The sequence below is a fragment of the Dyella thiooxydans genome (assembly GCF_001641285.1).
GTDB lineage: Bacteria > Pseudomonadota > Gammaproteobacteria > Xanthomonadales > Rhodanobacteraceae > Dyella_A > Dyella_A thiooxydans.
In genome coordinates, this window is record NZ_CP014841.1 from 2,014,338 (window position 1) to 2,040,171 (window position 25,834).

The window sequence follows — 25,834 nt, forward strand, 5'->3', positions numbered from 1 at the left end:
GCTGAGCCCGGCGCTGCAGGCGCTGATTGATCGCGCCGACCGCGCCCTCGCCGCGGCACTGCCCGCCGAAGACGCCCCGCCCGCCGAACTGCATCGCGCCATGCGCTACGCCGTGCTCGGCGGCGGCAAGCGGCTGCGTCCGCTGCTGGTCTATGCCACCGGCCACGCACTGGGCTGCGACGACCCGGTGCTCGACGCGCCGGCCTGCGCGGTGGAACTGATCCATGCCTACTCGCTGGTGCACGACGACCTGCCGGCCATGGACGACGACGCACTGCGCCGCGGCCGCCCCACCTGCCACATCGTGTTCGGCGAGGCGATGGCGATCCTTGCCGGCGACGCGCTGCAGGCGCTGGCCTTCGAACTGCTGGCACAGGCTCCGGTAGATCCTGCCACCGGCATGGCGATGCAGCGCGCGCTCGGCCGTGCCTGTGGTGCCGAGGGCATGGCCGGCGGCCAGGCACTGGATCTTTCCGCCGTTGGCCGCACGCTGTCGCTGGACGAGCTGGAGCACATGCACGCCTGCAAGACCGGCGCGCTGATCCGCGCCTCGGTGCAGTTGGGCGCGATGACCGCCGGCGCCGACACCGCCACACTGAATGCGCTGGACCATTACGCCCGCGCCGTCGGCCTGGCCTTCCAGGTGCGCGACGACATTCTCGACGTCGAGGGCGAATCGGCGGTGATCGGCAAGACCGCCGGCAAGGATGCGGCGGCCGACAAGCCCACCTTCCCGTCGATCCTGGGCCTGGACGCCTCGCGCACGCGGCTGGCACAGCTCACCGACGAGGCGCTGGCCGCCATCTCCATGCTGGAGTCGCGTAGCGAGCTGCTGATCGAACTGGCACGTTACGCAGCCGGTCGCCAGCACTGAAAAGGGCGGCTTGCGCCGCCCTTTCCACTCCTCTGAGAGACCCTTCGGTTCAGCCCGCCTGCTTCGGATCAGGGCCGTACTGGTTGGAGCCCTGGGTGCCCTCGAGCACCATCAGCACCAGCAGCCAGATCGTGCCGATCAGCGGGATCAGGCCAATCAGGATCCACCAGCCCGATCGATCGGTGTCATGCAGACGGCGCACCGTCACGGCGATACCTGGCAACAGCACCGCCAGCGAATACAGCGAACCCAGCATCCTCAGGTGGATGATCGCCCCGATGACGCCCACCACGATGGCGGCAAGGATGTTCACCAGGGCGAACATCCAGTACTCCTGGCGCCGTGCACGGCCTTCGAAGTCGACGTAGTGATCCTTGATACACGACACGTACCAGTCGAAAAATCCCATCCCTATCTCCCCTTTTCCGATTTGTCTGCCAGTCCCGGTGGCGCTGGCTCCTGATTGGTGTGCGGCCCCGTTCGCTGATGGCCCCGCACACCGCACCGCGGATTCTGGCAGGTTCTCTCATGCCGCTGCTTGGCAGCGGGGTTACTTGATCAGACGCAGCGCGAACGGGTAGCGGTAGGCCACGCCCTCGTTGGCCTTGATCGCCGCGATGATGGTGAACACGATCCACACGATCGCCAGTGCCCACAGCAGCAGGAAGCCGATCAGCACGAACACCAGGATCCAGCAGATCGCGCCGGCGATCATCACCGTGATGTTGAAATTCAACGCCTCCTTCGCCTGGTCGTCGACAAAGGGCATGGTGTCCTTCTTCACCAGCCAGATGACCAGCGGCCCCAGGAAGCACGCCCAGCCAGCGGTGACCAGACCGAGCAGAGCCGACAGGTGGGCGAACATCGCCCATTGACGCTGCTCGGCGGAAGGCCCACCGGCAACCGGCGGCTCGGACGGGGGAGGATCGCTCGGCGGCGGCGCGGCCGGCGGGGGCGGAGGAGGTACGACGTCTTCGGGGGGAACGCTCATGGCCTGGCCCTCGTTGGTGGCAAAGCATCGCGCGACGCGGCGATGTCCTGCCGATGCTACCGCGAGCGCAGACTTTTGCGCAGGGGACCGGCCACCTATTCGCCGGCGACGGTCACGCGATCGAGCAGGATCGAACCGGTGAGAATGTGCGAGCGCGGATCCACGTCCGATCCCACCGCCACGATGCCGGCGAACATGTCGCGCAGGTTGGCCGCGATGGTGATTTCCTCGACCGGGAACGCGATCACGCCGTTCTCCACCCAGAAGCCGGATGCACCGCGCGAATAGTCGCCCGTGGTGGTGTTGACGCCCTGCCCCATCAGCTCGGTCACCAGCAGGCCGGTACCCAGGCGCTCGAGCATGCCGGCAAAGTCGCTGGCCTCGCCGTCGCTGCTGCCCGGCGTGACGACCAGGTTGTGGATGCCGCCGGCATTGCCGGTGGTGGCCAGGCCCAGCTTGCGCGCGGAGTAACTGCCGAGCACGTAGCGCGCCAGGACGCCATCCTCGACCAGTGCGCTGTCGCGGGTGGCCACGCCCTCGGCGTCGAACGCACCGGAAGCCTGGCCGCCGCGCAGGAGCGGCCGCTCGACGATCTGCATCCACGACGGCATCACCGGCTTGCCGGCATGGTCGACGAGGAAACTGGAGCGCCGGTAAAGCGCCCCACCGCTGACCGCGCTGACCAGGTGACCGACCAGCCCGCGCGCCAGCTCCGACGCGAACAGCACCGGGCACTGCCGCGTGGACAGGCTGCGCGCACCCAGCCGCGCCAGGGTGCGCTCGGCGGCCTTGTCGCCCAGCGCCTTCGCGTCCATGAACTTCGCCGCATCGCGCACGCTGTCGTACCAGTAGTCGCGCTGCATGCCGGCCTCGTCGCCGGCGATCAGCGACAGCGAGATCGAGTGCCGGGTGCCGCGCTCGCGTCCGACGAAGCCGTGCGAGTTGGCGTACACCGACAGGCTCTCGCCCATCTGTACGCCGGCACCGTCGGAGTTGCTGATACCGGCATGGGCGCGGCCGGCGTCTTCGATGCGCTGGCCCAGCGCTATGGCATCGGCGGTATCGATCGCCCACGGATGCCACAGGTCCAGATCGGGGAACTCGGTGGCCATCAGTGCCGCATCGGCGAGGCCGGCGGCCGGGTCCTCCTCGGTATAGCGGGCGATCGCGCAGGCCTGGTCCAGCGTGGCCTGGATCGAGTCCGGGTTCAGGTCGGCGGTGCTGGCCGAGCCCTTGCGCTGGCCGAAGTACACGGTGAGGCCGAAACCGCGGTCGCGGGTGTGCTCGACCGTTTCCACCTCGCCCAGCCGCACATTCACGCTCAGGCCCGTGTCGATGCTGGCGGCCACTTCGGCCTGGCTGGCACCGGCGGCGCGCGCGCGGTGGATCACGTCCTGCGCCAGCTCGGCCAGGCGGTCCAGCTCCTCGTGGCTGCGGTCGGGATGGGGAGTGATGTCGCTCACGTGGGATTCCTGCAGGGTGGACGGGTAGAATGGACGACCCGCGCCGCCCAGCTCCCAGACATGGGGCCTGCCGGCCGGCATGAAAAGAGCGTGCCAGTCTGGCCGCTGTGGAGAGTCCCATGCAACCTGCCGCCGGCATCTACCGCCACTACAAGGGCCAGCGCTACCGCGTGCTGGGCACCGCCCGCCACAGCGAGACGATGGAGCCGCTGGTGGTGTACCAGGCGCTGTACGGCGAGCACGGCCTGTGGGTGCGCCCGGCGGCGATGTTCTGCGAGACGGTGGAGCTGGAGGGCGAGCCGATTCCGCGCTTCGCGCTGGAGCAGGCCGACGACAGCGATCCGCTCGCCCTTGCCACCCCGCCGGAATCCGCCCCGTGAGCCCCAGCCGAAGCCGCAGCCAGTACGAACTGGACGAAAACGAATACGGTCCCAGCCGCACCCAGCAGCGGCGCGACGCACTGGCCGTGCTGACGCTGGCCACGCAACTGGTGGAAATGATCCCGTCCAGGCTGGCCAAGCTGGAGCTGCCGGACGACGTGCGCGACGAGATCGCCAACGTACGGAAGATCACCTCGCACATCGCACGCAAGCGCCAGCTCGGCTTCCTCGCCAAGCTGATGCGCCGCCACGACGAGGCCACCTTCGACACGGTGCGCGCCGCGCTGGGCGAAAACCGCGACAAGCAGCGCCAGGAGACCGCGGCGATGCACCGGCTGGAATCGCTGCGTGAACGCCTGCTCGGCGACGAGGGGGATGCCGCCTTGTCCGATCTGGCCGACAAGCATCCGGCGCTCGACCGCCAGCACCTGCGCTCGCTGGTGCGCCAGGCACGCATCGAGAAGAACACCCCGAACAAGCCGCCGCGGGCCTATCGCGAGATCTTCCAGGTGCTCAAGACGCTGGAGGAAGCCGATGGCGACGAGGGCTCAGCCGACTGACCGGGGATGCCCGCGGTTCAGAAGTCGGCGGAACGATCCATGGCGTCCGCGTCGCCGTCGTGCAGGGCCATGTCCCGGACATTCTTCTGCACAGCCACTGCGGCGAACAGGCTGAGCAGGAACGCCATGGCGTAGAAGCCCTTTTCGCTGAGACCGAGCGTGGCGTTCCACAGTCCGATCACCAGCAGCACGATGGCGATGCCGAGCGAGACCCAGCACAGGCCGAAATAGAGGCCTGTCACGCGTAGCCCCTCCAGCCGGTCGCGTACCGATTTCTGCAGCGATACCGCGGAAAACAGCCCGTACAGCAGCAGGGTCAGGTAGTAGCCCTTTTCGTTGAGCGCCATCTGGGCATTCCACAGCCCGATGAGATAGGCCAGCGAGCCGACCATCAGGGCCAGCCAGGAAGCACCGACGAAGGCCGCCGTCGGGCGTTGGATCTGCGGGACCGGCATGCTCACTCTCCTTAGGTCGCATGGAAGGCGCCGCTACTCTAGCAGCGCCACGCCGGCGGTAGCGGCCGGAACAGCTGCCGGCTCAGGACGCGGTGCCGCCCACGGTCATCGAGTCGATCCGCAGGGTCGGCTGGCCCACGCCCACCGGCACGCTCTGGCCGTCCTTGCCGCACACGCCGACACCCTCGTCCAGTGCCATGTCGTTGCCGATCATCGACACCCGCTGCAGCACCTCCGGACCGGAACCGATCAGGGTGGCGCCCTTCACCGGCGCGGTGATCTTCCCATCCTCGATCAGGTAGGCCTCGCTGGCCGAGAAGGTGAACTTGCCGTTGGTGATGTCGACCTGGCCACCGCCGAAATTCGGCGCGTACAGGCCCTTCTTCACCGAGCGGATGATCTCTGCCGGGTCCATGTCACCGCCGCGCATGTAGGTGTTGGTCATGCGCGGCATCGGCAGCTGGGTGAACGATTCGCGCCGGCCGTTGCCGGTGGGCTGCATGCCCATCAGGCGGGCGTTGAGCTTGTCCTGCATGTAGCCGACCAGGATGCCGTCCTCGATCAGCGTGGTGCATTCGGTCGGCGTGCCCTCGTCGTCGATGCTGAGCGAACCGCGGCGGCCGGCCAGGGTGCCGTCGTCGACCACGGTGACGCCCCTGGCCGCGACGCGCTGGCCGATGCGGCCGGCGAAGGCGGAGCTGCCCTTGCGGTTGAAGTCGCCCTCCAGGCCGTGGCCGATCGCCTCGTGCAGCAGCACGCCGGGCCAGCCCGGGCCGAGCACCACGGTCATCTGGCCGGCCGGGGCATCGACCGAGTCGAGGTTGACCAGCGCCTGGCGCACCGCCTCGTCGGCGAACGCCAGCGCGCGGCCGTTGGCGATCAGCTCGCCGTAGCTGTAGCGCCCGCCGCCACCGGCATAGCCCTGCTCTCGGCGGCCGTTGGCCTCGGCGATCACCTGCACGTTGATGCGCACCAGCGGGCGCACGTCGGCGGCCAGGGTGCCGTCGGAGGCGGCGATCAGGATCGTATCCAGCGTGGCGGCGAGGCTGACGATCACCTGGGTGATGCGCGGATCGCGCGAGCGCGCGTAGGCATCCACCTCGCGCAGCAGGGCGATCTTGTCGGGGTTGGGCAGGCTCTCGACCGGATCGATCGCCGGATATAGCGCGCGCGTGTTGCCGATGGCCAGCGGGTGGCCGGCGCCGCGGCCGTCCTGCGCGATGGCGCGGGCGGCCTTCGAGGCGTCCAGCAGCTGCGGCAGCACGATCTCGTCGGAATAGGCGAAGCCGGTCTTCTCGCCCGAGATCGCACGCACGCCCACGCCCTGCTCGATCGAGTGGCTGCCGTCCTTGACGATACCCTCCTCCAGCAGCCACGACTCGCTGCGCGAATGCTGGAAATACAGGTCGGCAGCGTCGATCGACGGCGCCATCAGCTGGTCGAACACCCGCTCCAGGTCGCCGGTGGCCAGGCCACCGGGGGTGAGCAGGCGGCTCTGGGCTTGTTCGAGGAGGGAAGACATGGGCATCCGCTTCGGTATCCGGTATTGACTGGCAGGTATGGGGGCACCGTTCGGTGCTTTAAAGCGCCCCGCGCCCCGGTCCGCTACGATGCGCCAACGCCAGGAAGGCGTCCATGGGGAGACGATTCATGCAGCCAGACTCGGGGCGCAAGCGCGCACGCGACGTGATCGAACACACACTGCAGCAGCCGGTCGCCGAGACCCGCGAACTGCTGCGCAGCGACGGCGAACTCAAGCCCGGTCTGGGCCGGGTCAGCGGCGTGATCGCCCTGTCGCTGGGCGTGCTTTGCCTGCTCGCGGTGCTCGCCTTCCACTATCCCCAGTACCTGACCACGCCGGACCTCCGCCACAAGTATTCGGTGGACGTGCTGCGCCAGCTGCTGCTGGCGGGGCTGCTGGTCGCCGGCGGCATGTCGCTGGGCAACGTGATCCTGGGCCGCTCGCGCAACATCAACGCGGTGGCCTTCGCCTTCGTGCTGGCGGCGACCGCGCTGGGCGGTTCGCGCGTGCCGGTGGGCAACTTCCCCGACCACACGCCGTACATCGGGCTGGACTGGTTCATCCTCGACCTGCTCGGCTCGACGCTGGTGTTCGTGGTGATCGAGAAGCTGTTCCCGCTCTACAAGGGCCAGGCGGTGTTCCGCAAGGAGTGGCAGACCGACCTGAAGCACTTCGCGGTCAACCATTTCATCGTGGGGCTGGCGCTGCTGACGGTGAACTTCCTGCTGCACCACTTGTTCGGCTGGCTCACCGACAGCCCGTTCCAGCAGACCGTGCAGCACACCGCCTTCGTGCCGCAGCTGCTGCTTTGCATCCTGGTCGCCGACCTGGCGCAGTACTGGACGCACCGCGCCTACCACGAGGTGCCGTTCCTCTGGCGCTTCCACGCCGTGCACCACAGCGCCAAGACGATGGACTGGCTGGCCGGCTCGCGCCAGCACATGCTGGAGCTCATCGTGACCCGGGTGGCGGTGCTGGCGCCGCTGTACATCCTGGGTTTCAGCGAGGGCGTGATGAACGCCTACATCCTGGTGGTCGGCTTCCAGGCGGTGTTCAACCACGCCAACGTGCACCTGCCGTGGGGCCCGCTGAAATACCTGGTGGTGACGCCCGATTTCCACCACTGGCACCACGCCTCGGACGACGAGGCGATCGACCGCAACTACGCCGCCCACTACGCCTTCCTCGACTACCTGTTCGGCACCGCGGTGAAGTCGACCAAGGCGTTCCCGGAGAAGTACGGCGTGGTCGGCGACTACATGCCCGACGGGTTCGTCCGGCAGCAGCTGTTTCCGTTCCGCGGTCCGCCGAAGGAGGCTGGCGCCCCGGACTGAGGGCTCAGCGCGCCGGCGCCGACGTGGCCGGCGCGGGCAGCAGCGGAGGCGTTGGCGCGGTCGAGCTGGCCGGCGCCGGCAGCAGTGGCAGGGGCTTGGGCACGCGCTTCTCGATCAGGGTGATCTTGGGCTTGTCCCAGCTGCCAGTGACCGCGTAGCGCGCGCTGGCCGCCTTGTTCAGGCCGCGGCCGAGCAGCCCCTGCACCGCCAGGCCCGCCGCGGCCCCCACCGGCCCACCGACCACCGCGCCGACCACCGGCAGGCTGTTGCCGACGTGCGGCACCACGTAGAGCTGCTGGTCGTAGTCGCGGGCGCGCAGGCCGGTGCGCCCCGTCACGGTGATCTCCGCGGCCGGCCCCTTGATCTTCATGTTCTGGGTGGTGGCGTTGCCGCCGGCGAAGACGAAGCTGCCGTCGATGCTGTCGAACGCGAGGCCCTTGCCGAACACGTCGCCGAAGTCGAGCGTGAGCCGGCGCGGCAGTTCGGCCAGCGAGACCAGTCCCAGCAGCCGCCCCACGCCCGGCGAATCGGCCTCGGGGATGCGCCCGTCGCTCACATGCACCTGCAGCCGGCCCTCGAGGTTGGCCAGGGTGATCGCCGAGGGGCTGCCCGGCCAGATGCCGTCCAGGTGGGCCCGGGTCTTGCCTCCGTTGAACAAGCCGTCGAAGCCCAGCGCATCGAGCATCTTGCCGATGTCCTCGGCGGAGAAGTCGATCGCCAGATGGGTCTGGCTGTCCTCGGGAGTTCCGTTCCAGTCGCCGGAGGCGGTGATCTGCACGCTGGGGGACAACGCCCGCAGCTGGTCCAGGTGCATGCCCTTGGCGGTCGGCCAGCTCTCCAGCCGGGCCTGGCCGAGGTGGGCATTGCCCAGCCGCAGGTCGTCCACCAGCAGGTGGAAGGGCGGCAGGCTGGCCGGATTCACGCCCGTGCGTGCGGCCTGCGCCGGGGTCGGGCCGGTGTCGGGCAGCGCCTTGCCGTCGGCATCCTTCGGCGGCTCGGCCTTCGGCCAGTAGAGGCGCTTGAGCCTTGCGGTGATGCCGCGCTTGCCGAGGTCGGCGCCGGGTACGTCGAAGTGCCCGGACAGCGTCGCGCCGTCGGCGTCGATACCCAGGCCGTCGGGCTTCGGGGTGACCTTCATGTGCAGGCCGGGGAAATCGTTGCCGAACAGCATCGCGTGGTCCGCGGTGATGTCGATGCCCTCGAGCGGAGGCGCGCTGCCGCTGCCCTGCCCGCCGACGACCTGCTGGATCCAGCCGCTGACATCCACCCGGCCACCATGGCCCTGCACGCGCAGCCCCAGCTGCGGCAGCGTGTCGGGCATCCGGTCGCCCAGCGCCACGGTTCCGGCCAGCGGCTGGCCGTAACCACCCGGCAGGCGGAAGCGCGCGCGCATCACGTCGTCCAGCGAGACCTGCAGGTCGGCCGAATCGGTCGGCAGGCCGAGCTCCACGTGCAACGGCATCATCACGCCCGCGGGCTTGTCCAGCGGCGCCGGCAGCTTGATCGCGATCTCCTGCAGCGCCGAGTCGACGGTCAGCCGCTGGTGCAGCGGCGTATTGGCCGCATCGCGACCGATGTCCAGCCCGATGCGGAACTCGCTGCGCCCCTCGGAAGCGGCGCCGAGCCAGGCCATGGCCGGCTGGTCCTGCAGCAGCTCAGCCAGGGTGTAGCGTCCGTCCAGGCTGGCCGAAAGCACTGCATCGGGGTCGCCGGTGGCGCCGGCAATGCGCATCTGCAGCGTGGACGGCTGGCCACGGAACGTCCCCTGCAGCGGGCCGGCGGTCAGGCCCTTGGCATCGAACTGCATCGGCCCGGAAAGCTGCCCCAGCTGGAGGTTCCAGTCCGGCGCGCTGAGATCGGCACGGGTCAATTGCGCGGTGCCGTTGAGCTGCAGCGAGGCATCGTCCTTGAGCGGCAGCAGCAGGTGGAAATCGAAGTCGCCCTTGCCCCCGAGCTTGAGCTTGGCCAGCGTGTCAGCCTCGCGCGCAGCGATCGGGCTGTGGCTGACGAAGCCGAGCAGGCTCGCCCCGCTGCCGCTGCCACTGACGTTGAGATCCAGCGCGGCATCACCGAAATCTGGGATCAGCGCCACCGCGTGCTGCGCCTTCACCCCCATCGCATCGCCCCCGCTGGCCTGCACCAGCATGCCGTTGTCGATGAAGCTGGCCACCGCGCTGACATGCTCGGCGCGCGGCCAGCCGCTGCCGTAGTCCAGGGTGAGGTCGCTGATCCGTGCCTGCGCCTCGAAGCGTCCTTCGTTGTGCAGGAATGGCCAATCAGCCAGGCTGCCGCGGACCAGCGCATCGCCGCCGTCGATGGTGCCGCTGACCAGGCCGCGGTCCAGCCAAGCCATCGCCTTCGGCGGCATCGTCAATGGCCAGAACAGCTTGGCGGCCGTGACGTCACCGCGGTCGATATGGGCATACAGGTCGAGGAACGGCCGGCCGCCGCCAGCCGGCAACAGCACCTCGCCTCGCGCCTGGCCGGCATAGCCGACGCCGGTGAAGTCCAGCGGATCGGTGCCGAGATGTACGCCATCGTCGTCGTGCCACACCGCGATCGTGCCGGCCAGCCGGGACAGCGCGAACGGCTGGCGGAACGCCTTGGGAAAACGCAGCACCGTGGCCTGCTCCGGCAGCTCCAGCGAGAGCGCCTCGGTGTCGCCACGCAGCGTCCCGGAGAGCCGGTCGATACCGGGCATCGTGCCGACCGGGTCGATGCCCAGCCCCTGGAACGCGGCATCCAGCCGGGTAAGCCCGACACCCTGTTGCCACTGCACGTCGGCGCGCGTGATTTCCCCGCGTGGCTTGCCCTCACCCAGCCAGTGGGACAGGCCGGCGGACATGTCCGGCTTGAGCGCAAGCCAGGGCACCAGCGGCGCCAGTTGCAGCTGGCTGGCGGCGATGCCGATGCGGATTGCCTCGGCCGAAGGCCGATGCATCACCGCCACCAGGGCGCTGCCGTCGTAACCGGCCCAGGCCAGCCGATAGCCGTCACCGGTCTGGCGGATCTCCATCACGCCGCGGATCGCCGCCACGTCGACCCGGCTGCCTGCCGGTGTGCCGAGCGAAACACCGGTCAGGTCGGTCTGCAGCACGCTGCGCACCACCTTGCCGTCGCGCCAGTCCAGCCAGGCCTCCAGATGCCCGTGTCCCTGCTCGGCGGTGTAGCCGGCGAGGCTGGCGTCGCCCAGCATGGCGTTCACGTCGAGGTTGTCCCCAGCCAGCCAGACCCGCCCGCTGCTGCCATCGTCGCGGAACTGCCCGGCCGCGGTGAGTACGCCATCGGCACCGGCGCGGCGCAGACGCGCCCCCACCCGCACCTCGCCCGAACCCAGCCATGCCCGCAACTGGTCGGCCAGCACCGCGTAGTGCCGACCAGTGCGCTCGTCGGCGACGTCGATGTGCACATCGTCCAGCCACAGGTCCAGCGATAGCCGCCCCAGCGACGTGGGCTGACCGGAGCTGCCCCCGGTCGCGCCGACGCCACGGATCGACCAGTGCCCGTCCTTGCTCCGGGCCACGTCCAGTTGCACGCCCCGCACGTGCAGGTTGAGCAGGTGCCGGGAGGGCAGCAGCCAGCCACCGAAATCGAGCGTCGCGTCGACCTCGGGAAGGCGCAGCGGCGCCTGCCCCGGAGTGGCAGCGCCGAGGGTGACCCCACGCAGGGCGAAGGTGGGGCCGGCCGGGGTCCAGCGCCCCTGCATCGACTCGAACGACACCGGACGGTGCAGGCGCTCGCCCAGCTGGGCGGCGACCCATTGCGGATGCTGCGCCAACGCCGGCAGCAGCACCTGCGCCAATGCCGCGACCACCGCCAGGGTGATCAGGCCGACGCCGATCGTCCATCCGAACGCCCGGCTGAGCCGGTGCGCGTGCCGCGACCAGGTCGCCGTCACGGTCGGCGACCTGCGTCGCATCGCCGGTTACAGCAACACCACATCGAACTGTTCCTGGGAATAATGCTCTTCGGCCTGGAAGCGTATGCTCTTGGAGATGAACTCCTCCAGTTCGGCCACCGCGGAGGACTCCTCCTCCAGGATGCGGTTGACCACTGACGGGCTGGCCATCACCAGCAGCTTGGCGGCGCTGAACTGGCGCACCGCGCGGGTGATCTCGCGGAAGATCTCGTAGGTCACCGTCTCGGCGGTCTTCACCGTGCCGCGACCGGAGCAGGCCGGGCACGGCTCGCACAGCTGCCGCTCCAGGCTCTCGGTCGTGCGTTTGCGGGTCATCTCCACCAGGCCAAGCGCCGACATCGGATAGACGGTGGTCTTGGCATGGTCGCGCGACAGGCCCTTCTCGAGGGTGCGCAGCACCTGGCGCTTGTGCTCCTCGTCGGTCATGTCGATGAAATCGATGATGATGATGCCGCCCAGGTTGCGCAGGCGCAGCTGGCGCGCCGCGGCCTGTGCCGCCTCCAGGTTGGTGCGGTAGACGGTTTCCTCGAGGTTGCGCGTGCCGAGGTAGCCCCCGGTATTCACGTCGATGGTGGTCATCGCCTCGGTCTGGTCGACGATGAGATAACCGCCCGACTTGAGCGGCACCTCCTTCCTCAGCGCGCGCTGGATCTCATCCTCGGCGCCGTAGAGGTCGAAGATCGGCCGCTCGCCGTCGTAGTGCTCGACGCGGTCGTCCAGGCTGGGCATGAACTTGTGCACGAACTTCACCACCTTCTCGAAGGTCTCGCGCGAATCCACGCGCACCTTCTCGATGGTTTCGTTGAGCGAGTCGCGCAGGCAGCGCAGCGGCAACGACAGTTCCTCGTAGACCCGCTCGCCGACCTTCGCGCGGGCGATGTTCTCCTGCACCACCCGCCACACCTTGCCGAGGTAGGTCACGTCGAACGCCAGCGATTCGGCCGACTGGCCCTCGGCGTTGGTGCGCACGATGTAACCCAGCGGGTTCTCGCCGAGCAACGGCGCCAGCACGTCCTTCAGGCGCTGGCGCTCATCCTCGTCCTCGATGCGCGCGGAGATGCCCAGCGTGCGCGCGTGCGGCAGCAGCACCAGGTAGCGCGAGGGGATCGACAGGTGGGTGGACAGCCGCGCGCCCTTGGTGCTGATCGGGTCCTTCACCACCTGCACCACGATCTCCTGGCCCTCATGCACCAGTTCGCTGATCGACGGTACCGAGCCGTTGCCGCCACCGTCTCCCTCGCCGCCCGGAATGGCGGGACGAATGATGTCCGAGGCGTGCAGGAAGGCCGCCCGGTCCAGGCCGATGTCCACGAACACCGCCTGCATGCCGGGCATCACCCGCTGCACCCGGCCCTTGTAGATGTTGCCCACGTAGCCGCGCCGGGAGGCGCGCTCGACATGGACCTCCTGGAGCATGCCGTTCTCGACGATGCCGACGCGGGTCTCGCGCGGCGTCACATTGATCAGGATCTCTTCGCTCACCGCACTACCCCCGCCCAGGGCGACCTTTATAACGGCTGGTTCGGGGCACTGTCGATGCGCACCAGCCCTTGACTTTGGCGGCCCGTGACGCGTGTCGCCGGGCGGCTCAGGCCGACCCGGGAAGCTCGCCGGCGCCATCTTCGGGATGCGGGCTGCGCTGCCCCTCCGGAGGCCGCCGCGGCGCCATCCCGGCCGCCTCCCGTTCGCCGCCCGGGGCACGCGACCATTCGCCGCGCCAGCGCGGAAGCGCATCCGGATACCGGGCCTGCGCGAAGGCCAGCAGGCCCTCGCGTACCCGGCAGCGCAGATCCCAGTTGCGCCCGGAATCGCCCGAACTGACCAACGCACGCAGCTGCATGGCCCGATCGCTGGCATCGGTGACCTGCAGCACGCATACCCGACCGTCCCATTCGGCCGCCTCGCGGCACAGTCGCTGCAGCTCCTCCCGCAATGGCGCCAGCGGCACGCGGTAGTCCAGCCACAGGAACACGGTGCCGATGATCTGCGCCGTGCGCCGGGTCCAGTTCTGGAACGGGTGCTCCATGAACCAGTTCAACGGCACCACCAGCCGTCGCTCGTCCCAGATGCGCACCACCACGTAGGTGCCGGTGATTTCCTCGACCCGGCCCCATTCGCCTTCGATGATCACCACGTCGTCGAGCCGGATCGGCTGGGTCAGCGCGATCTGCAGCCCGGCGATCAGGTTGCTCAGTACCGGCTTGGCGGCCAGGCCGACCGCCAGCCCGGCCAATCCGGCCGAGGCGAGCAGGCTCGCGCCGATCTGGCGCACCAGCGGCAGGGTCATCAGCGCCGCCGCCAGCCCGAGCAGCACAATCAGCACGGTGGCGGTACGGCCGAGCACGCGCGACTGGGTCAGCACCCGGCGCGCGTGCAGATTGTCGGCCACGTCCACCGGGAAGCGCCGGGCGAAGAACGCCTCGGCCGCCTGCACGCAACGTACGGCCAGCCAGGTGGCGACGCCGATCAACGCGACGACCAGTCCGCGCGACAGCACCGGCACCGGGGCAAGCAGCGTCGACTCGGGGCGGGCATGCAGGACCACCGCCAGGGCGACCAGCGGCACCAGCCAGCCCATCGGGGCCCGCGCGAAGCGCAGCATGTCGCGCACCATCGGATGATCGTCGCTCCACCGCCACAGCAGGGCGCGGATGGCGCGATGCACCAGCATCGCCACGACCAGCGCCACCGCGGCGCAGCCGATCAGGCGGAACGCGGGAGAGTGGGTCCACAGGTCGTCGAGGAAGCCGGTCATCGTCACAGCGTGCCAAGCCGGACGTCCATGCCATGTGGTCGGCATGATCACGTAGAGTTAGCGGATGACACCGACACCGATCCTGCTCGCCTGGAGCGGGGGCAAAGACTGCCTGATGGCCCTGCAGCGGCTGCGCGCCGATCCGCATTGGCAGGTGGTCGCCCTGCTCACCACGGTCAACCGCACCTACGACCGCATCGCCATGCACGGCGTACGCCGCGACATCCTGGAAGCCCAGGCCGCGTCGCTCGGCCTGCCGCTGCTGGTGGTGGAGATGGACTGGCCCGGCTCGAACGAGGCCTACGAGGAGGCGCACGCCAAGGCGCTGATCGAAGCGCGCATGCGCTGGCCGGGCATCCGGCACTGCGCGTTCGGCGACCTGTTCCTGCAGGACGTGCGCGACTATCGCGTACGCCAGCTCGGCCAGACCGAATGGCGCGCGGTATTTCCGATCTGGGGCGAAGACACTTCCGCGCTGTCGCGCCGTTTCGTCGCCGAGGGCCATCGCGCCATGCTGTGCTGCGTGGACACCCAGCAACTCGACGCCGCTTTCTGTGGTCGCGCCTATGACGGCGCCCTGCTCGACGCATTGCCGGTCGGGGTCGACCCCTGCGGCGAGCGCGGCGAGTTCCATACGCTGAGCTGCGGCGGCCCGCTGTTCCGCACGCCGCTGCGGCTGCGTCGCGGCGAGTCGGTGCTGCGCGACGAACGCTTCCAGTTCACCGACTTCCTGCTCGATGACGCGGACGACTGAGCGGCACATCCTGCCCGACGTGCTGCAACCGGGCCTGGCACTGGTGTTCTGCGGCACCGCGGCGGGCAAGCGCTCGGCGGCCGAGGGCGCCTACTACGCGCACCCCGGCAATCTTTTCTGGCGGGCGCTGGCCGAGGTCGGCCTGACCCCGCGACGCTACGCGCCGGAGGAGTTCCCGCGGCTTCCCGAACTCGGCATCGGCTTCACCGACCTGGCCAAGTTCCACAGCGGCAACGACAGCGAGCTGCCGCGCGACGCCTTCGACGTGCCGGCGCTGATGGCAAAGATCGAGTGCTTTGCACCGCGCTGGCTGGCCTTCACCAGCAAGCACGGCGCGAAGGCGGCGCTGGGCAGGGCGATCAGCGGCTACGGCGAGCAGCCGGAACACATCGGCACGACGCGGGTGTTCGTGCTGCCGTCGCCGTCGGGGCAGGCGCGCGGGCACTGGTCGATCGGGCCATGGGTTGAGTTGGCCAGGTTGGTACGTGGCGATTGAAGACGCTGGATGACCGGCATTCGCCGCTGAAGAGCGCCTCCGGCGGGCGCCGGGATGACGATGAGGCATGGCATGAGCTTGCCGTCGAAGGCGCCAACCCCACGCTCGTCATTCCAGCGAAGGCTGGGATCCAGTGCCGTTGCAGCCCCCAAACGCACACGGGCGCCCAGGGGCGCCCGTGCGTCATGCAGCTTGGAGAGGGCGGGTTACATCTCCACGCAGTCAAAGCGCACGTCCGCGGGCACGTCCAGCGTGTAGTCCACGTCACTGCGGTCGAAGCCGAACAGCTTGAGGAAGTCGTGGCGGTAGCCGGCGTAGTCGGTCACCTGGCTGAGGTTCTCGGTGGTCACCGTCGGCCACAGCGCCTTGCACTCGGACTGCACGTCCTCGCGCAGCTCCCAGTCGTCCAGGCGCAGGCGATGCTCCTCGTCCACCGGCGGCGCGCTGCCATCGGCGCGATAGAGAAAGTCGCGGAACAGACGGTTGGCCTGCTCGATGGTGCCCTCGTGGATGCCCTTGGCCTTCATGATCTTGAAGACCATCGACACGTACAGCGGGATCACCGGGATCGCCGCGCTGGCCTGGGTCACCACCGACTTCATCACGCCCACATAGGCCTTCAGGCCATTCGCCGCGTAGCGCTCTCGCATCGCGTTGGCGGTGTTGTCCAGGTGCTGCTTGGCGCGGCCCAGGGTGCCGTGCCAGTAGATCGGCCAGGTGATCGAGGTGCCGACGTAGCTGTAGGCGATGGTGGTGGCGTCCTTCGCCAGCACGCCGGCCTGGTTCAGCGCCTCGATCCACAGCGCCCAGTCCTCGCCGCCCATCACGGCGACGGTGTCGGCGATCTCCTGCTCGGTGGCCGGCTCGACGGTAGCGGTGATCACGGTGTCGCGGTTGGTGTCGACCGAGGTGGCGCTGAAGGGCTCGCCGATGGTCTTGAGCGCCGAACGCTTCACTTCACCGGTGTCCGGCAGCTTGCGCACCGGCGAGGCCAGCGAATAGACCACCAGGTCGATCGGGCCGCCCATCTCCGCCTTGATCAGCTCGATCGCGCGCTCACGGGTCTCGTTTGAGAACGCATCGCCGTTGATCGACTTGCTGTACAGGCCGGCGGCCTTGGCTGCCTGGTCGAACGCGGCGGAGTTGTACCAGCCGGCGGTGCCGGTCTTGGTCTCGCTCGAGGGCTTCTCGAAGAACACGCCGAGCGTCGCCGCACCGTAGCCGAACGCGGCGGTGATGCGCGAAGCCAGGCCGTAGCCGGTGGAGGCGCCGATGACCAGCACGCGCTTCGGGCCCTGCCCGCTCTGGCCGCTGGCCCTGGTGATGTCGATCTGCTCGCGCACGTTGTTCGCGCAGCCCACCGGGTGCGCCGTGATACAGATGAAACCGCGGACTTTCGGATTGATGATCATGCGTTCGCTTCGACTGTCGTGAGGCAAAGGCGCATCTTACCTGCGAGCGCCAGCCATGCGCCGCCGTAGGGTTGCCGGAGCCCGGCATGCGAACGGCCCTACGAAGCGGGCCGTTCGCGCGATGCGGTGCGCATCGATGGACTCAGTCCATCGGCGTCTGGCGATACTTGCCCACGTCACGCTCGAGCACCGGCGAAGCGCGGTTGCTCCAGGCGTGGCGGATGTAGCTGACCACCGCCGCCACGTCCGCGTCGCTCAGCGACTGCGCGAACGGCGGCATCGAGTACGGCCGCGGGTTGCCCGCGGTCACCGGAGGAAAGCCGCCGAGCAGCACCACGCGGATCGCGTTGATGCCGGTCGGTTCGTCGACCGAGGAGTTGCCGTTGAGCGGCGGGTAGACCCCGGCCACGCCATTGCCGTCCTTGCCGTGGCAGGCGGCACAACGCTGGCCATAGATTTCCCCGCCCCTGTGCCGCATCGCCGTTGCGTCGATCGCCGGTTCGACGACCCGCGGCTGCGACCGTGGCGGCAGCGACTCGAGATAGCTGGCGATCGCTGCGAGATCGGCGTCGGTCATGTGCTGGGTGCTGCGCGCGACCACCTCGGCCATCGGGCCGAACGCGCTGCCTTTCGCCGACTGCCCCGTCTTGAGCAACTGCACGATGTCCTGCCCGCTCCAGCCCTCCAGCCCGCCGTGGGCCTGCGTGCCGAGGTCGGGCGCATACCAGTCCTGTGCGGGAATCTCGCCGCCGGACAACGGCGGCTGCGCCGGGATGCCGCCCAGCGCGTCGCGCCGGGCGTGACACTCGTTGCAGTGACCCAGGCCCTGCACCAGATAAGCGCCTCGATTCCATTCGGCCGACCGGGCCGGATCGGGCTGGTACACACCGGGCTGGAAATACATCGCGCGCCAGGCAGCCAGTCCCTGGCGCACGCTGTAGGGAAATTTCAGCTCCGGTGTTGCGGCCGGGCGATGCACCGCCGCCAGCGATTTCAGGTAGGCGAAGATCGCCAGCGCATCATCGCGAGTGACCTTGGTGTACGAGGTGTAGGAGAACGCCGGATAGAGGAACTCGCCGTGGCGGCCCTTGCCCTCGTGCAGGGCACGCCAGAAATCGGCAAACGTCCACCGGCCCAATCCGGTCTCGTCATCCGGGGTGATGTTCGGCGCCGGGATATTGCCGAATGGGGTCGGCACTTCGTGGCCGCCGGCGAACGGGACGCCATCGCGCGCGGTGTGGCAGGCCGCGCAATCGCCGACCGTGGCGAGGTAGCGACCGCGTTCGATCAGCGCCGGGTCGGCCAGGTTTTCGCTGGCGGCAAGGCGACCTGCCTCGCGCGTGGCGACATCGTCGGGGTGCGGCCCGAACAGCCACCAGGCGACGCCGCCCACCATCAGCAAGAGGACAATCAGGAAACCGCGCAGCAGCCACTTCATGCGCCGTCTCCCTTGACCGGCGCCTCCGCCGGCGGGGCATTGCCCAGCACGCCGCACTGCAGTGGTGGCGTCACCGAACCGGGCGGCTGCGCATGCATGTCCGCCGGCAGCTGCCTTGTGGCCAGGAAAGCAGACACCGCGGTGATGTCCGCCGGAGTAAGCCGGTTGGCGATGGTCGACATGCAGTCCGGTGCGGCAGCGGCGCGGGTGCCGGTGCGCCAGGAGCCGAGCTGCGAACTCACGTAGTCGTAGGGAAGACCCACCAGGCCGGGCGTGGACGGCTGCACGCCGGTCAGCTGGCTGCCGTGGCAAGCCTGGCACGGCGGGATCTTGCGCCCGGGGTCGCCATGCTCGGTCAGCGCCTGTCCGCGTGCCAGCTGCGCGGCGGACACCCTCGGCGTGGGTGACGGCGAGTACGGCACTTCCTGCTGGGCGAAGTAGCTGGCGATCTCGTGCATGTAGGTGTCGGTGAGCGGGCGCACGGTGTATTCCATCGGGCCGTACCTGCGCAGGCCGAGCTGGAAATAGCGCAGCTGGCGCGCCAGGTACTCCGCCGGCTTGCCCGCCAGACGCGGGAAGAAACCGGTGCCCGGCGAACCCTCGCCGTGTTCGCCATGACACGCCGTGCACGAGGCGATGCGCTGGGCCAGGGTATCCGGCACGGTATGCGTCGGCGGGTTATCGGCGGCGTGTACGGCCGGCAGCAGCAGGGCTGCCAGCAGAAGGACGCCGCGGAGCGGGATACGGAAGCATCGGGTCATCCACGAAGTATAGGCGCCCGGCATGGTGAAGCCGCCAAACGCTAAGGTCGTCGCCCGGACGCCGCGACAACCTGCCGCAAGCCCCACGCCGCTCCGGCCTGCGCGATCCCGGAAGCCCCCCGGTTCGAACTGCCCGCGGAAGCGCCGAAGGCGCCAGCGCCACGCCCGGGAACCGGCCGACTGCGCGTGGCGCCAGACTCCACGCTGGCCTGCCTTCGACCGCTCCGTGAGACCTCATGCGCATCCCCTTCCCCGGCGCCCTCGCGGCGGCCATCGCGATCGCCCTTCCGCTGCCCGCCACTCCGGCAGCGCCGGATCCCCACCCCACCTGGCGCCAGCCACAGGTGCCGCAGCGCATCTACGGCAACACCTGGTACGTCGGCAGCCGCGGACTCAGCGCGATCCTGGTGACCTCGCCACGGGGCCACGTGCTGATCGACGGCACGCTGCCCGAAAGTGCGGCGATGGTCGAAGCAAACATCCGATCGCTCGGCTTCCGCCTGCACGACGTCCGGGTGATCCTCGACTCGCATGCGCACGGGGACCACGCCGGCGCCGTGGCAGCGATCGCCCGGGACAGCGGGGCCACGGTCCGGGCCCGCGCCGCCCAGGCTCGGGCGCTGCGTGAGGGCGGCAAGGACCCGGAAGACCCACAGTACGGCGACGCGCCGCTGTTTCCGCCCATCAGGCACGTGCAGGTGATCGGGGACGAGGCCACGGTACATGTCGGGCCACTGGCGATCCGCGCCCACCCGACGCCGGGACACACCCCCGGAAGCACCACCTGGAGCTGGACCTCCTGCGAGCGCGGCCGCTGCCTGCACATGGTGTATGCCGACAGCCTCACGCCCATGGCGGCCGGCAGCTACCGCTTCTCCGCTCCGGACCATCCGGAGCGTCTGACATCCTTCCGTCGCGGCATCGCCGCGTTGTCCACCCTGCCTTGTGACATCCTGATGACCCCACATCCGGAAGCCAGCCGCTTCTGGCAACGCATGACGGCGCGCGCGCAGGGGCATGCGGATGCGCTGCGTGATCCGGACGCCTGCCGCGCCTACGCACGCCTGGGCGGGCAGATGATGGACAAGCGCATCGCCGTCGAGCGGGAGGCCGCTCCCTGAGCTGCATGCAGGATCTGCAGGTGACAAGGATCACTTCGCTCCGGCTACCCGACGTGGTCCGATAGGCAGCGTTGCCCTGTCCCGGAACCTCACCGATGAGTGCGAAGCAACGATCGCCTGAAGCGCCCGCCGAGCTGCCGCATGTCGATCGCTGGACCCTGATCGGCCTGGTTCTGCTGCTTTCGCCCTTGCTGACCATGGCCCACGAGCTGCTGGGCCACGCCGTGACCTGCGTGGCCTCCGGGCACCGTCCGAGCGAGCTGGGGGCCTACTACGTCGAATGTCCAGGCACCGGGCCGATAGCGCGCCGCCTGGTGGCCATGGCCGGCACGACGGTCGATATCGTGGTGGCGGCACTGGCCTACCTCGCCTGGCGCACCGTCCGCACGCCGCTGCTGCGACTGGCGCTCTGGATCACCTTCACCGTGAAGGCGATGGTGGCTGCCGGCTACTGGCTGTTCTCCGGAATATTGGGCCTGGGCGACTGGAGTCCGGTCGGCGATGGCGGACTCGCGCCGCTGCCGCATCCGTGGTTGTGGCGGGTCGCCCTGACCGCCGTAGGCCTGGCGGCCTACATCGGCACCATCCGCCTCGCCAACCGCAGCATCGACGCGATGCTCGGCGGCGGCGCGGCAGCGCGTGCCACCCGCGTGCGCACGGCCATGACCGTCTACTGGATAGGCGGTGCGGGCGCGCTGCTGGTCAGCCTGTTCAACCCGCACGGGCTGGTGATCACGCTGATCTCCGCCGTGGCGTCGACCTTCGGCGGCACGGCGGGGCTGTTCAATGTGGCCTATCGCCCAACACCGGCGACTCCACCCCGCCCCCTGGCGATCGGCCGCCACCCCGCGCTGCTCATCGCAGGCGCCGTGGTGATGGCGGCGTTTGCCGCGGTGCTCGGCCCCACCGTCTACCTGCGCTGACCGATGCCTCAGCCGCGACTGACGGATTTGCGCACGATCAGCATCGCCAACTCCAGCGACTGCTCGTAGTTCAGCCGGGGATCGACCGTCGACTTGTAGGCCCGCGAGAGATCCGACTCGGACAGGTCGCGTGCGCCACCCATGCACTCGGTGACGTTCTCGCCGGTCAGCTCGAGATGGACGCCACCCAAGCGCGTGCCGGCGGCGGCGTGGATGTCGAAAGCCTGATCGAGCTCGCCGCGGATGTTGTCGAAGCGACGCGTCTTGTAGCCGTTGGATGTGCTTTCGGTGTTGCCATGCATCGGGTCGGCCACCCACAGCACACGACGCCCTTCGCGCTTCACCGCGTCCAGCAGCGGCGGCAGGCGCTCGGCAATCGCCGCGTTGCCCATGCGATGCACCAGCGTCAGCCGTCCAGGTTCGTCGTCGGGGTTGAGTGCGTCCATCAACGGCAGCAGCTGCTCGGGTGTGACCGACGGCCCCACTTTCACCGCGATCGGATTGCGGATGCCGCGGAAATACTCCACGTGCGCGCCGTCGAGCGCCGCAGTGCGCATGCCGATCCACGGAAAATGCGTGGACAGGTTGAACCAGCCCGGGTGGCGCGGCACCTGGCGGGTCAACGCCTGTTCGTAGTGCAGCAGCAACGCCTCGTGCGAGGTGAAGAAATCGACCCGCGAAAAGCTGGCGATCGGGCCGGCGAGCGTCTCCATGAAACGCAGCGAGTCGCCGATCGAGGCGACCATCTGGCGATACTCGGCAGCCAGCGGCGAGTGCTCGACCCAAGCCAGGTCCCAGTACTCCGGATGATGCAGGTCGGCAAAACCGCCATCGATCAGCGCCCGCACGAAATTCATCGTGAGCGCCGAATGTGCGTGTGCCTGGATCAGGCGCTGAGGATCGGCGCGGCGTGCCTCGGCCGTGAAGGCCGGTGCGTTCACCACGTCCCCGCGGAAACTCGGCAGGGTCAGACCGTCGCGTGTCTCGGTGTCGGCCGAGCGCGGCTTGGCGTACTGTCCAGCGAATCGCCCCACCCGAAGCACCGGCTTCTTGAGCCCGTGCACCATCACCAGACTCATCTGCAGCAGCACCTTGAGCCGGTTGGAGATGATCGGGCTGGTGCAGTCGGTGAAACTCTCCGCGCAATCGCCGCCCTGCAGCAGGAAGCTGTGGCCATCCTGGGCCTCGGCCAGCGCCTGCTTGAGCGCAAGCACTTCCCAGGAGGTCACCAGCGGTGGCAGCGAGGCCAGCTGGGCCGTAGCGGCGGCCAGTTCGGCCGGATCGTCGTAGTGGGGCTGCTGCAACGCCTCGCGCTGCTGCCAGGAAGCGGGAGACCAGTCCACCGGGGTGGATGGGCTCGTAGGCTGGATCGCCATGTCAGACGCTCCGACGCCGCGTGACCAGTACCGCCCAGATCCCCAGCGCGATGAACCACAACAGTGTCCAGGCCGGCATCGGCAGGCCGAGGATGGGCTCGACCTTGGCACACTCGCCCGACCCGGTGAACACGAGCTTCAGGACCTTGGCGAAAGGAAAGGCGCTCATCAGGTAACCGAGGTCACCGCCACAGGAGGGCACTTCGTCGGCGGGCAGCGACTGGATCCACAAATGGCGTCCAGCCACCGCAATGCCCCAGGCCGCGCCAAGCAGAACGCCAGCCGTGTAGATCCAGCGTCCACCTCCCTTGGGCGCATGGATCGCACCGGCCAGAAAGAACAGGCCCATCACCATGAAACCGATGCGCTGGAAGATGCACAGCGGGCACGGAATCATCGCCCAGACGTACTGCGCATAGAGCGCAAAACCGAGCAGCCCCGCACAGATAACGAAGCCGGCGAGGAAGGTGGTGCGGTAGGACCAATGGAGAGGATTCATGGCTTGTGGATAGCAGGGAATGGCCGACATTAACCCGTCCCGCGGTGCGCTGTCAGCACACCCCATCGCCTCCGGACCGACAAACAAAAAGCCCCGGCAGACCAGCTGTCGGGGCTTTCGTTGACACGGACGTCCAGACGCCCGAGCGGGTAGCGCTTACTCGGCGTCGACGGCCTCGGCGCGCGGACGATCCACCAGTTCGACGTATGCCATCGGCGCATTGTCGCCGGGACGGAAGCCGCACTTGAGGATGCGCAGGTAGCCGCCGGGACGCTCGCGGTAACGCGGGCCCAGCTCGACGAACAGCTTGCCCACGGCCTGCTTGTCGCGCAGACGGGCGAAGGCGAGGCGGCGGTTGGCGACGCCGTCGGTCTTGCTGAGGGTGATCAGCGGCTCGGCGACGCGGCGAAGTTCCTTCGCCTTCGGCAGGGTGGTACGGATCAGCTCGTGCTTGATCAGCGACGCGGCCATGTTGCGGAACATGGCTTCGCGATGGCTGCTGGTGCGGTTGAGCTTGCGACCGCTCTTCATATGGCGCATGGCGATAATCTCTGTCTGTTGTTATGAGAGGCCGGACGTCGCCGGCTTCCCGCGGTTGCCCGCTATAGGAGTATTGAGGATCAACTGCTGCGAAAGCCCCGGGAAGTCCCCGCGGCGGACGATCAAGTGGACCGTCGAAAGGTGCCGGAAACAGGCAGGCCGCAGCAGCCCCCTCACGGCAAGATGCCGCGATCGCCAAGGCGACCGCGGCATGTGTTGCATCAGCCCAGCTGCATGCCGTGCGACAGGCCCGGCGGCGGCCAGTTCTCGAGCTTCATGCCGAGCGCCAGACCGCGGCTGCCCAGCACGTCCTTGATCTCGGTCAGCGACTTCTTGCCGAGGTTCGGGGTCTTCAGCAGCTCGACCTCGGTCTTCTGCACCAGATCGCCGATGTAGTAGATGCTCTCGGCCTTCAGGCAGTTCGCCGAACGCACGGTGAGCTCCAGGTCGTCGATCGGACGCAGCAGCAGCGGGTCGAAACCGCTCTTCTCGGCCGTGTCCGTGGCGCTCTCGCGACGCGAAAAGTCACCGAACACCGACAGCTGGTCGTTGAGGATCTCGGCCGCCTTGCGGACCGCATCCTCGGCACCGATGGTGCCGTTGGTCTCGATATCCAGCACCAGCTTGTCGAGGTTGGTGCGCTGCTCCACGCGAGCGGCGTCCACCTCGTAGGCCACGCGCAGCACCGGCGCGAAGGACGCATCGAGCTGCAGGCGGCCGATCGGACGCGCTTCGTCGTCCGGATGCTGGCGCGCACTGGCCGGCTGGTAACCCACGCCGCGACGCACCTTCAGGCGCATGCTGAGCGCGATGTCCTTGGTCAGGTGGCAGATCACGTGCTCCGGGTTGATGATCTCGACCGTGTGATCCACGGTGATATCGCCGGCGGTGACCACGCCCTTGCCCTTCTTGGACAAGGTCAGGGTGACCTCGTCGCCCGAATGCTGACGGATCGCGACATCCTTGAGGTTCAGCAGGACTTCGATCACGTCCTCCTGCAGACCCTCGAGGGTGGTGTACTCGTGAAGCACGCCATCGATCTCGACCTCGACGATGGCACTGCCGGGGATCGAGGAGAGCAGTACGCGGCGCAGCGCGTTGCCCAGGGTGTGGCCGAAGCCACGCTCGAGCGGCTCGACCACCACCTTGGCGCGGTTGGCTCCGAGCTGTTCGACGCTGAGGCCACGAGGCCGCAGCACGCTAGTTGACGAAACTGCCATGCAGAGCTCCGGTTGATTACTTCGAGTAAAGCTCGACGATCAGCGCTTCGTTGATGTCGGTGGGCAGGTCGCCGCGATCCGGCACCGACTTGAACGTGCCGGCGAACTTCTTGGCGTCCACTTCCACCCACTGCGGGCGCAGATCCATGGTGTCGAACACGGTCGCCGCTTCCTGAACGCGCAGCTGGTTGCGCGCGCGCTCGGTCAGGGCGATTTCGTCACCCGGCTTGACCTGGTAGGACGGGATATTGACCTTCTTGCCGTTGACCAGCACCGCCTTGTGGGCGACCAGCTGGCGGGCCTGGGCGCGGGTGACCGCGAAGCCCATACGGTAGACGACGTTGTCCAGGCGGCTCTCGAGCAGGCGCAGCAGGTTCTCACCGGTGTTGCCCTTGAGGGTCGACGCCTTGGTGTAGTAGTTGCTGAACTGGCGCTCGAGCACGCCGTAGATGCGCTTGACCTTCTGCTTCTCACGCAGCTGGACGGCATAGTCGGACATGCGCATGCGCTTGTTGGCGCCATGCTGGCCGGGCTTGTTCTCCAGCTTGCACTTGGAGTCCAGCGCGCGGGCCGGGCTCTTCAGGCTGAGGTCGGAACCCTCACGACGGGCGAGCTTGCAGGTAGCTCCACGATAACGGGCCATGGGTATGCTCCTTAGACTCGACGCTTCTTGGGGGGACGGCAGCCGTTGTGCGGGATCGGCGTGACGTCGATGATGTTCAGGACCTTGTAGCCGAGGGCGTTCAGCGAACGCACCGCCGACTCACGACCCGGGCCCGGCCCCTTGATGCGCACTTCGACGGTCTTCACGCCGTAGTCGCCCGCGGCGCGGCCGGCCTTCTCGGCGGCGACCTGGGCAGCGAACGGAGTCGACTTGCGCGAGCCGCGGAAACCCGCGCCGCCGGCAGTCGCCCACGACAGTGCGTTGCCCTGGCGATCGGTGATGGTGACGATGGTGTTGTTGAAGGAGGCCTGCACGTGAGCCACGGCATCCGTGACAACGCGCTTGATCTTCTTCTTGGTCTTGACTGGCTTGGCCAT

Annotated in this window: 25 protein-coding genes; 8 read left to right on the forward strand and 17 right to left on the reverse strand. The window is 68.6% G+C overall.

Annotated elements, in window-relative coordinates:
- Nucleotide 1 precedes the first annotated feature (1 nt).
- Entirely contained in the window at nt 2-874 is an 873-nt protein-coding gene (locus tag ATSB10_RS09150) for a polyprenyl synthetase family protein (RefSeq protein WP_425478201.1), read from the forward strand.
- A gap of 49 nt (nt 875-923) precedes the next feature.
- Here the strand turns inward: ATSB10_RS09150 and ATSB10_RS09155 are convergent, their stop codons facing one another.
- From ATSB10_RS09155 to pmbA, 3 genes are all read right to left on the reverse strand, one after another.
- Entirely contained in the window at nt 924-1,283 is a 360-nt protein-coding gene (locus ATSB10_RS09155; protein WP_063672290.1) for a DUF805 domain-containing protein, read from the reverse strand.
- A gap of 141 nt (nt 1,284-1,424) precedes the next feature.
- Nucleotides 1,425-1,865, reverse strand: coding sequence for a DUF4870 domain-containing protein (locus ATSB10_RS09160; RefSeq protein WP_063672291.1), 441 nt, complete (start codon nt 1,863-1,865; stop codon nt 1,425-1,427).
- 95 nt (nt 1,866-1,960) lie between these two features.
- Nucleotides 1,961-3,328, reverse strand: coding sequence for a metalloprotease PmbA (gene pmbA / locus ATSB10_RS09165; protein ID WP_063672292.1), 1,368 nt, complete (start codon nt 3,326-3,328; stop codon nt 1,961-1,963).
- Between the two features lie 119 nt (nt 3,329-3,447).
- On the opposite strand from pmbA, the gene ATSB10_RS09170 reads away from it, so the two are divergent.
- Together ATSB10_RS09170 and yjgA are read left to right on the forward strand one after the other, a co-directional pair.
- Complete coding sequence (locus ATSB10_RS09170; protein WP_063672293.1) at nt 3,448-3,708, forward strand: DUF1653 domain-containing protein; 261 nt, start codon at nt 3,448-3,450, stop codon at nt 3,706-3,708.
- Nucleotides 3,705-4,268, forward strand: coding sequence for a ribosome biogenesis factor YjgA (gene yjgA, locus ATSB10_RS09175; RefSeq protein WP_063672294.1), 564 nt, complete (start codon nt 3,705-3,707; stop codon nt 4,266-4,268). The genes ATSB10_RS09170 and yjgA overlap by 4 nt, the downstream gene beginning before the upstream one ends.
- A gap of 17 nt (nt 4,269-4,285) precedes the next feature.
- Here the strand turns inward: yjgA and yiaA are convergent, their stop codons facing one another.
- Both yiaA and tldD read right to left on the reverse strand, forming a co-directional pair.
- Nucleotides 4,286-4,723, reverse strand: coding sequence for an inner membrane protein YiaA (yiaA, locus tag ATSB10_RS09180; RefSeq protein WP_063672295.1), 438 nt, complete (start codon nt 4,721-4,723; stop codon nt 4,286-4,288).
- Between the two features lie 82 nt (nt 4,724-4,805).
- Nucleotides 4,806-6,245, reverse strand: coding sequence for a metalloprotease TldD (gene tldD, locus ATSB10_RS09185; protein ID WP_063674416.1), 1,440 nt, complete (start codon nt 6,243-6,245; stop codon nt 4,806-4,808).
- A 128-nt stretch (nt 6,246-6,373) separates the two neighbouring features.
- Here tldD and ATSB10_RS09190 point away from each other — a divergent pair, with 128 nt between their 5' ends.
- On the forward strand, nt 6,374-7,579 hold the full coding sequence (locus ATSB10_RS09190) for a sterol desaturase family protein (protein WP_083966158.1): 1,206 nt from the start codon (nt 6,374-6,376) through the stop codon (nt 7,577-7,579).
- Nucleotides 7,580-7,583: 4 nt separating this feature from the next.
- Here ATSB10_RS09190 and ATSB10_RS09195 read toward each other — a convergent pair whose 3' ends face one another.
- From ATSB10_RS09195 to ATSB10_RS09205, 3 genes are all read right to left on the reverse strand, one after another.
- Nucleotides 7,584-11,477, reverse strand: coding sequence for a YhdP family protein (locus ATSB10_RS09195; RefSeq protein WP_083966325.1), 3,894 nt, complete (start codon nt 11,475-11,477; stop codon nt 7,584-7,586).
- A 27-nt stretch (nt 11,478-11,504) separates the two neighbouring features.
- The gene (rng, locus tag ATSB10_RS09200; RefSeq protein ID WP_063672296.1) at nt 11,505-12,980 is read right to left on the reverse strand and encodes a ribonuclease G; all 1,476 of its coding nucleotides are present in this window, start codon (nt 12,978-12,980) and stop codon (nt 11,505-11,507) included.
- 106 nt (nt 12,981-13,086) lie between these two features.
- On the reverse strand, nt 13,087-14,253 hold the full coding sequence (locus ATSB10_RS09205) for a mechanosensitive ion channel family protein (RefSeq protein WP_063672297.1): 1,167 nt from the start codon (nt 14,251-14,253) through the stop codon (nt 13,087-13,089).
- 64 nt (nt 14,254-14,317) lie between these two features.
- Between ATSB10_RS09205 and ATSB10_RS09210 the strand changes: the two genes are divergently transcribed.
- Nucleotides 14,318-15,007: a Dph6-related ATP pyrophosphatase gene (locus ATSB10_RS09210; RefSeq protein WP_063672298.1), complete on the forward strand. Its 690-nt coding sequence runs from the start codon at nt 14,318-14,320 to the stop codon at nt 15,005-15,007.
- A complete protein-coding gene (locus ATSB10_RS09215; protein ID WP_063672299.1) occupies nt 14,991-15,503 on the forward strand; it encodes a mismatch-specific DNA-glycosylase in 513 nt (170 codons plus the stop codon). Before ATSB10_RS09210 ends, ATSB10_RS09215 begins: the two co-directional genes overlap by 17 nt.
- A gap of 206 nt (nt 15,504-15,709) precedes the next feature.
- Here the strand turns inward: ATSB10_RS09215 and fabV are convergent, their stop codons facing one another.
- The 3 genes from fabV to ATSB10_RS09230 form a co-directional block, all read right to left on the reverse strand.
- The gene (gene fabV / locus ATSB10_RS09220; RefSeq protein ID WP_063672300.1) at nt 15,710-16,915 is read right to left on the reverse strand and encodes an enoyl-ACP reductase FabV; all 1,206 of its coding nucleotides are present in this window, start codon (nt 16,913-16,915) and stop codon (nt 15,710-15,712) included.
- A 142-nt stretch (nt 16,916-17,057) separates the two neighbouring features.
- A complete protein-coding gene (locus ATSB10_RS09225; RefSeq protein WP_063672301.1) occupies nt 17,058-18,353 on the reverse strand; it encodes a cytochrome c in 1,296 nt (431 codons plus the stop codon).
- Nucleotides 18,350-19,114, reverse strand: coding sequence for a cytochrome c4 (locus tag ATSB10_RS09230; RefSeq protein WP_063674419.1), 765 nt, complete (start codon nt 19,112-19,114; stop codon nt 18,350-18,352). Before ATSB10_RS09230 ends, ATSB10_RS09225 begins: the two co-directional genes overlap by 4 nt.
- Nucleotides 19,115-19,350: 236 nt before the next feature.
- Here ATSB10_RS09230 and bla point away from each other — a divergent pair, with 236 nt between their 5' ends.
- Nucleotides 19,351-20,235, forward strand: coding sequence for a subclass B3 metallo-beta-lactamase (bla, locus tag ATSB10_RS09235; protein WP_063672302.1), 885 nt, complete (start codon nt 19,351-19,353; stop codon nt 20,233-20,235).
- A 95-nt stretch (nt 20,236-20,330) separates the two neighbouring features.
- Entirely contained in the window at nt 20,331-21,158 is an 828-nt protein-coding gene (locus tag ATSB10_RS09240) for a hypothetical protein (protein WP_063672303.1), read from the forward strand.
- A gap of 8 nt (nt 21,159-21,166) precedes the next feature.
- Here the strand turns inward: ATSB10_RS09240 and ATSB10_RS09245 are convergent, their stop codons facing one another.
- The 6 genes from ATSB10_RS09245 to rpsK form a co-directional block, all read right to left on the reverse strand.
- Nucleotides 21,167-22,534, reverse strand: coding sequence for a class II 3-deoxy-7-phosphoheptulonate synthase (locus tag ATSB10_RS09245; protein WP_063672304.1), 1,368 nt, complete (start codon nt 22,532-22,534; stop codon nt 21,167-21,169).
- Between the two features lies 1 nt (nt 22,535).
- Nucleotides 22,536-23,033 (reverse strand): disulfide bond formation protein B, encoded by a 498-nt coding sequence (locus tag ATSB10_RS09250; RefSeq protein ID WP_063674420.1) that lies wholly within the window; start codon nt 23,031-23,033, stop codon nt 22,536-22,538.
- A gap of 156 nt (nt 23,034-23,189) precedes the next feature.
- Nucleotides 23,190-23,573: a 50S ribosomal protein L17 gene (rplQ, locus tag ATSB10_RS09255; RefSeq protein ID WP_017461850.1), complete on the reverse strand. Its 384-nt coding sequence runs from the start codon at nt 23,571-23,573 to the stop codon at nt 23,190-23,192.
- A gap of 221 nt (nt 23,574-23,794) precedes the next feature.
- Nucleotides 23,795-24,793: a DNA-directed RNA polymerase subunit alpha gene (locus ATSB10_RS09260; RefSeq protein WP_063672306.1), complete on the reverse strand. Its 999-nt coding sequence runs from the start codon at nt 24,791-24,793 to the stop codon at nt 23,795-23,797.
- 16 nt (nt 24,794-24,809) lie between these two features.
- Nucleotides 24,810-25,436 carry a 30S ribosomal protein S4 gene (gene rpsD, locus ATSB10_RS09265; protein WP_017461852.1) on the reverse strand — a complete coding sequence of 209 codons (627 nt, stop codon included), beginning with the start codon at nt 25,434-25,436 and terminating at the stop codon, nt 24,810-24,812.
- An 11-nt stretch (nt 25,437-25,447) separates the two neighbouring features.
- Complete coding sequence (gene rpsK, locus ATSB10_RS09270) at nt 25,448-25,834, reverse strand: 30S ribosomal protein S11 (protein ID WP_007513384.1); 387 nt, start codon at nt 25,832-25,834, stop codon at nt 25,448-25,450.